The sequence below is a fragment of the Pseudomonas sp. NPDC087690 genome (genome assembly GCF_044743175.1).
GTDB lineage: Bacteria > Pseudomonadota > Gammaproteobacteria > Pseudomonadales > Pseudomonadaceae > Aquipseudomonas.
On the sequence record NZ_JBIUVX010000080.1, the window covers coordinates 1 to 6,743 of the forward strand.

A 6,743-nucleotide genomic window follows, 5' to 3' on the forward strand; every position below is an offset into this window, starting at 1 on the left:
CCCCCCATCCAGTACAGGAATGGGCAGCACAATCAGAACGCCCAGGCAAAAACTCAGATCAGCAAGGAAATTCAGGACATCAGCGACGCCCGACTGGGCAGAAGCGCCCGCCACTTTAGCAATGGTTATCGGTCCACTCAAGTTTTTTACCGAGAGCTCGCCGAAGAGCATTTTCTTCAGTGAATCCAGCGTCAGGATGCTCATGGTCCAAGTACGACGGGCGCCCTCGCCAATCGCGGCCAAAGGCCCGTAACTGACCTCGCGGATCATCTCCGGTGGCCAGTCGACAGCTTTTACACCAGCGCCCAGATATCCGCTTGGCGACTTGCTTTCACCGCGCGCCGCGAGGGTGACCGGGACGTCGATTTGAGCACTGTCGCGCTCGATGCGCAGCATGATTTTGGTATCAGGACGCGTACGAACGGTATCGACCACCTGCTGCCAGTCGTTCAGCGCCTGACCATCAAGGGCGAGCAAACGATCACCGGTTTTCAGACCCGCCGCCTGCGCCGGACCTTTCGGATCAAGTTCGGCAAGTACCGGCGGCAGTGCCGGACGCCATGGACGAATACCCAGCGAGCGAATCGGATCCGGCTCATCGGCACCTTTGAGCCAGTGATCCAGCGCCAGTTCACGCGGCGAATCCGCGGTGGAACCTTGATCGCGCACCATCAACTGCAAGGAACCGCTTTCGCCGAGACGACGCACCAACTGCAAATTGACAGCCGCCCAACCCGACGTCGGCTCTCCATCGATGGCGACAATTTCCTGGCCTGAAGTCAAGCCAGCCTTGGCGGCGATGCTGCCGGACTCGACCGCACCGATAACCGGACGTATCTGCTCGCTGCCGAGCATGGCCAGCACCCAGAAAAACACCAGGGCCAACAGAAAGTTGGCGATGGGACCCGCCGCCACAATAGCGATACGCTGACGCACGGACTTGCGATTGAACGACTGATCCAGCTGATCGACCGGTACTTCGCCTTCGCGCTCATCGAGCATCTTGACGTAGCCACCCAACGGGATCGCGGCAACAACAAACTCGGTGCCTTGCTTGTCGTGCCAGCGCAGCAGCGGCATGCCGAAGCCTACGGAAAAACGCAGAACCTTGACGCCACAGCGACGCGCGACCCAGAAATGGCCGAATTCGTGAAAAGTGACCAGCACTCCCAAGGCGATCAGGGTGCCGGCAATCATATAGAGCGCGCTCATCTACTTTCTCCGCAATCCTGTTCAGTGCCGCGTGTAGCCATTGTGTTGCAAAACCTATCGGTTGTGACGACTCAACCACTGTTCAGCCAGTACTCGCGCTTTCGCGTCCGCGATGAACACTGTTTCGAGATCATCCAGTGCGACCACCGGTTCGAGATTCAAGACTTCGTCGATGATACTCGCGATTTCGAGGTAACGAACCCGTCCGTCGAGAAACGCTGCCACGGCGACTTCATTGGCCGCATTCAACATCGCCGGCGCGCTGTCGCCTGCTTCAGCAGCTTGACGAGCCAGACGCAGGCATGGAAAGCGCTCTTCATCCGGCGCTTCGAAATCCAACCGGGCAATCGCAAACAGATCCAGCGGCGCAACACCGGAGTCGATGCGTTCAGGCCAGGCCAGCGCATTGGCAATCGGTGTACGCATATCGGGGTTGCCCAACTGCGCCAACACCGAACCATCCACGTAATCGACCAACGAATGGATCACGCTCTGCGGGTGAATCACCACCTCGACCTGCGCAGGCTTGGCATCGAACAGCCAGCAGGCCTCGATCAATTCAAGTCCTTTGTTCATCATGCTCGCCGAATCCACGGAGATCTTGCGCCCCATGGACCAGTTCGGGTGCGCACAGGCCTGATCAGGCGAAACGTGCGCCAACTCGGCCATTGGCGTCTGCCGGAAAGGACCACCAGAAGCGGTCAGCAAAATCCGACGCACCCCCACAGCACTCAATCCGCGAGCGAAATCCTGCGGCATGCACTGGAAAATCGCATTGTGTTCGCTGTCGATCGGTAGCAGCACCGAACCGCTTTTACGCACGGCTTGCATGAACAAGGCGCCGGACATTACCAGCGCTTCCTTGTTGGCCAGAAGAATCTTCTTGCCCGCCTCGACCGCCGCCAGCGTTGGACGCAGCCCGGCGGCACCCACGATGGCCGCCATGACAGCATCGACCTCAGGGGCCGCTGCGACCTGGCACAAGCCCTCCTCCCCGACCAGCACACGGGTCGGCAACCCGGCCGCCCGCAAGTCATCCTGCAGGCTGCGCGCCGCTTCTGCTTGCGGGACAACCGCGTACTGCGGCACATGACGCACGCACAAAGCGAACAACTCACTCAGTCGAGTGAAACCACTGAGCGCAAACACCTGATAACGCTCAGGATGACGCGCAATGACATCGAGAGTACTCAAACCGATCGAGCCGGTCGCCCCCAGAACAGTGATCTGCTGTGGACGGCTCAAGGTGCAGCCATCCACAACAACACTGCAAATACCGGAATGGCCGCGGTCAGGCTGTCGATACGATCGAGCACGCCACCATGGCCAGGCAGCAGGTTACTGCTGTCCTTGATGCCGGATTGACGCTTGAACATGCTTTCCGTGAGATCGCCCACAACCGAAATGAATACGATCAATGCAGCGCCGATCAGCCCTTTGAGCAACTCGGCCACCGTCCAGTCGCGCACCAGGCCGACAATCGCGGTAATCACCAGACTCAGAGCCAGACCGCCATAGACACCTTCCCAGCTTTTACCGGGACTGACGTGTGGCGCCAGCTTGCGCTTGCCGAAAGCCCGGCCGGAAAAGTAGGCACCGATATCAGCGCCCCAGACCAGAACCATCACCGCCATGATCAGCCAGTTACCCAGCGGGTACTGTTTGATCTGCACCAGACCTTGCCAGGCCGGCAGCAGAATCAACAGACCAATGACCAGTTTGCTCGCGGCACTGGACCAGTGCCCGCTCGAACGCGGATAGGTCAGTACCAGCCAGGTCGCCACCGCCCACCACAACACGGACGCACCCAACACCCATGGCGCAAGGCCCGGCAGGATGTACATGACGAACAGCATCAAGGCGACCACGGCGGCAAAGCCGACACGGAACGCTTGCGCAGTGAAACCCGCCAGACGCGCCCATTCCCAGGCACCCAGGCTCACGACCAGACCGATGAACAGTGCAAAGCCCGAACCTTCAAGCAGGAAAAACCCGCACAAGGCGATCGGCAGCAGGATCAGCGCAGTAATGATTCGTTGTTTAAGCATTAAACCCGGGCTCCAGCTTCGATCTGTTCGCTCGTTTTACCGAAACGACGTTGACGCGAAGCGTAATCAGCCAGCGCATTGCGCATGGCATCGTGTTTGAAGTCCGGCCAGAACAGGTCGGAGAAGTACAACTCGGCATAAGCCAGTTGCCACAGCAAGAAGTTGCTGATGCGATGCTCGCCGCCAGTACGAATGCACAGATCAGGCAACGGCAGGTCGCCAGTTGCCAGACAGGTTTGCAGCAGATCCGGGGTGATGTCTTCCGGACGCAGGTGCCCGGCCTGGACTTCACGCGCCAGACGCTGAGCAGCCTGCGCAATATCCCACTGACCGCCATAATTGGCAGCGATCTGCAGGATGAAACGGTTGGCACCCGCCGTCATCGCTTCAGCTTCACGCATTGCTGCCTGAAGTTCCGGATGAAAGCGCGAACGATCGCCGATGATGCGCAGGCTTATGTTGTTGTCGTTGAGGCGCTTGGCCTCACGACGCAACGCCTTGAAAAACAGATCCATCAAGGCACTGACTTCATCGGCCGGCCGCTGCCAGTTCTCACTGGAAAACGCGAACAGGGTCAGCACCTCGACCTTGGCCTCGGCACACACCTCGATGACGGCACGCACAGCATCCACGCCCGCTTTATGCCCGGCGACACCCGGCATAAAGCGTTTTTTCGCCCAGCGATTATTGCCATCCATGATGATCGCGACATGGCGCGGCACCGCGGACGGCGCAGTCTGCTTGGTCTTGTCCATTTAAAGCTCGACCCTTATACGGCCATCAGGTCTTTTTCTTTCTCGTCCGTGGCCTTGGTGATCTGGGCCTCGGCATCTTTGGTCAGCTTGTCGATATCAGCGACAGCACGACGCTCTTCGTCTTCGCTGATTTCCTTGTCCTTGACCAGCTTCTTCAGATCACCCAGCGCATCGCGACGAATGTTGCGCACCGCAACACGGGCGTCTTCCGCTGCGCTACGCGCCTGCTTGGTGAAACCTTTGCGGGTTTCTTCGGTGAGGGCAGGCATCGGGATCAACAGCAACTCGCCAAGGTTGGTCGGATTGAGGTTCAGACCAGCGCTCTGGATCGCTTTATCGACGGCAGCGAGCATATTGCGCTCGAAGGCCACGACTTGAAGAGTGCGCGAGTCTTTCACGGTGACGTTGGCGACGCCGCTCAGCGGGGTATCAGTGCCGTAGTAAGGCACCATCACGCTACCCAGAATGCTTGGGTGAGCCTTGCCGGTACGAATCTGACCGAAAGCGTGGGCCAGAGAGTCCAGGGATTTCTGCATGCGCTCTTGAGCGTCTTTCTTGATTTCGTTGATCATTGTTGACCTTCCTCGATCAGGGTGCCTTCCGCGCCGCCGTGTACGATGTTCAGCAGAGCGCCGGGCTTGTTCATGTTGAATACGCGCAGCGGCATCTTGTGGTCGCGGCACAGGCAAATAGCTGTCAGATCCATTACACCCAGCTTGCGATCCAGCACTTCATCATAAGTCAGATGATCGAACTTCTCGGCATGCGGGTCTTTGAACGGGTCAGCGGTATAGACGCCATCGACCTTGGTCGCTTTGAGCACGACATCGGCATCGATTTCGATTGCACGCAGGCAGGCTGCCGAATCCGTGGTGAAGAACGGATTACCGGTACCGGCCGCGAAAATCACCACGTCCTTGGAGTTCAGGTGGCGCATGGCTTTGCGGCGATCATAATGATCGGTCACGCCAACCATGGAAATGGCCGACATCACGATGGCCGAAATATTGGCACGTTCCAGCGCATCGCGCATGGCCAGGGCGTTCATCACAGTGGCCAGCATGCCCATGTGGTCGCCTGTCACCCGATCCATACCGGCTTTGCTCAATGCTTCACCGCGGAACAGGTTGCCGCCACCGATCACCAGACCGACCTGCACGCCGATGCCAACCAGTTGGCCGACTTCCAGCGCCATGCGATCGAGAACTTTCGGATCGATCCCGAACTCTTCGGAGCCCATCAGGGCCTCGCCGCTAAGCTTGAGTAGAATGCGTTTATAGCGAGCCTGATAACCACTGCCCTGCTGAGCCATTGCGAATCTCTCCTGCGGCGTATTTAAAAATTCTTTGCGAGCTGTTTACAGCTGGCGTTCACTCTAGCTTGGCGCTGCTTCAGCGCCATCGGAACATGGCTTTGTAAGTCAGTTCCAAGTGGAAACCAATTAAAAATTGGCAACCCCATCTGAAAAGAGGCTGCGCGCGTAAGCGGGCAGCCTCTTTCGGGCGACAGTTGGAAAACCGTCTTATTGCTTGGCGGCAGCCAGCTGGGCAGCAACTTCTTCAGCGAAGTTGTCGACCGGCTTCTCAATGCCTTCGCCTACTTTGTAGTAAGTGAAGGAAACGATTTCTGCGCCGCCTTTCTTGGCCAGCTCGCCAACCTTGATTTCAGGGTTCTTGACGAACGCCTGCTCAACCAGGCTTGCTTCTGCCAGGAACTTGCTGATACGGCCTTTGACCATATTCTCAACAATGTTTTCCGGCTTGCCTTTGATTTTCTCTTCGTTCAGCTGCAGGAACACAGCTTTTTCACGCTCGATCGCTTCAGCCGAAACCTGCGAAGGCAGCAGGAACTCAGGGTTGCTTGCAGCTACGTGCATCGCGATGTCTTTGGCCAGCTCGACGTCACCGCCTTTCAGAGCCACAACCACACCGATCTTGTTGCCGTGCAGGTACGAACCTACAACGTCACCTTCGATACGGGTCAGACGACGGATGTTGACGTTTTCGCCTACTTTGGCAACCAGTGCTTCGCGAGCGGCTTCTTGAGCAGCGATCAGCGGAGCAGCTTCGGTCAGTTTGTCAGCGAACGCTTTTTCAACGCTGGCAGCAACAAAGTTTTTGAAGTCGTCTTGCAGAGCCAGGAAGTCGGTCTGCGAGTTCACTTCCAGGATAACGGCAGCTTTACCGTCGTCCTTGATAGCGATTGCGCCTTCAGCGGCAACGTTGCCAGCTTTTTTCGCAGCTTTGATCGCGCCCGAAGCACGCATGTCATCAATGGCTTTTTCGATGTCGCCGTCAGCCTTTTCCAGGGCTTTCTTGCAATCCATCATGCCTTCGCCGGTACGCTCGCGCAGTTCTTTAACCAACGCTGCAGTAATTGCTGCCATTTTCAAATTCCTCTTGGATAGGTTTTCAACCATTCCACCCGATCGAACGGGCGTTCAATTCTTCCCGAACCACCCTTGTTAGCTGCCGCACATTACAAATAGTGCTGCGGGCGCCGACAAATGGTTTTCGAGGTGGCAAAAAGGGGGCCAAGCCCCCTTTTTGCTTACTGAGTCAACGCCAGGGCGTCAATTACTCAGCTGCAGCCTGAGTTTCTTCAGCTGCGAATTCTACAGTGCCGCCGGAAACATTGTTGCGACCGCGGATCACTGCATCAGCCATCGACCCCATGTACAGCTGGATAGCGCGGATTGCGTCATCGTTGCCTGGGATGATGTAGTCAA

Annotated in this window: 8 protein-coding genes; all 8 read right to left on the reverse strand. The window is 57.5% G+C overall.

The window, feature by feature from the left end; genetic code table 11:
• The coding region (rseP, locus tag ACIPIZ_RS29030; protein ID WP_401168930.1) for an RIP metalloprotease RseP at positions 1 to 1,212 on the reverse strand (1,212 nt) is incomplete at its 3' end.
• Between the two features lie 54 nt (positions 1,213 to 1,266).
• Entirely contained in the window at positions 1,267 to 2,457 is a 1,191-nt protein-coding gene (ispC, locus tag ACIPIZ_RS29035; protein ID WP_064393186.1) for a 1-deoxy-D-xylulose-5-phosphate reductoisomerase, read from the reverse strand.
• Positions 2,454 to 3,260 carry a phosphatidate cytidylyltransferase gene (locus ACIPIZ_RS29040; RefSeq protein ID WP_064393187.1) on the reverse strand — a complete coding sequence of 269 codons (807 nt, stop codon included), beginning with the start codon at positions 3,258 to 3,260 and terminating at the stop codon, positions 2,454 to 2,456. The genes ispC and ACIPIZ_RS29040 overlap by 4 nt, the downstream gene beginning before the upstream one ends.
• Positions 3,260 to 4,015 carry a polyprenyl diphosphate synthase gene (uppS, locus tag ACIPIZ_RS29045; protein WP_064393188.1) on the reverse strand — a complete coding sequence of 252 codons (756 nt, stop codon included), beginning with the start codon at positions 4,013 to 4,015 and terminating at the stop codon, positions 3,260 to 3,262. The genes ACIPIZ_RS29040 and uppS overlap by 1 nt, the downstream gene beginning before the upstream one ends.
• A 14-nt stretch (positions 4,016 to 4,029) precedes the next feature.
• Positions 4,030 to 4,587, reverse strand: a complete 558-nt coding sequence (frr, locus tag ACIPIZ_RS29050; RefSeq protein ID WP_064393189.1) for a ribosome recycling factor — start codon at positions 4,585 to 4,587, stop codon at positions 4,030 to 4,032.
• A complete protein-coding gene (gene pyrH, locus ACIPIZ_RS29055) occupies positions 4,584 to 5,327 on the reverse strand; it encodes a UMP kinase (protein ID WP_003222124.1) in 744 nt (247 codons plus the stop codon). Before pyrH ends, frr begins: the two co-directional genes overlap by 4 nt.
• A 210-nt stretch (positions 5,328 to 5,537) precedes the next feature.
• Entirely contained in the window at positions 5,538 to 6,401 is an 864-nt protein-coding gene (gene tsf, locus ACIPIZ_RS29060; RefSeq protein ID WP_064393190.1) for a translation elongation factor Ts, read from the reverse strand.
• 190 nt (positions 6,402 to 6,591) lie between these two features.
• Positions 6,592 to 6,743, reverse strand: a 152-nt coding sequence (locus tag ACIPIZ_RS29065) for a 30S ribosomal protein S2 (protein WP_401168935.1), incomplete at its 5' end; no start/stop codon positions are given.

Bases quoted from the DNA above. Each gene is read 5' to 3' on its own strand.
- pyrH (WP_003222124.1), bottom strand. From the start codon at position 5,327: ATGGCTCAGCAGGGCAGTGGTTATCAGGCTCGCTATAAACGCATTCTA.
- tsf (WP_064393190.1), bottom strand. From the start codon at position 6,401: ATGGCAGCAATTACTGCAGCGTTGGTTAAAGAACTGCGCGAGCGTACC.
- uppS (WP_064393188.1), bottom strand. From the start codon at position 4,015: ATGGACAAGACCAAGCAGACTGCGCCGTCCGCGGTGCCGCGCCATGTC.
- frr (WP_064393189.1), bottom strand. From the start codon at position 4,587: ATGATCAACGAAATCAAGAAAGACGCTCAAGAGCGCATGCAGAAATCC.
- ACIPIZ_RS29040 (WP_064393187.1), bottom strand. From the start codon at position 3,260: ATGCTTAAACAACGAATCATTACTGCGCTGATCCTGCTGCCGATCGCC.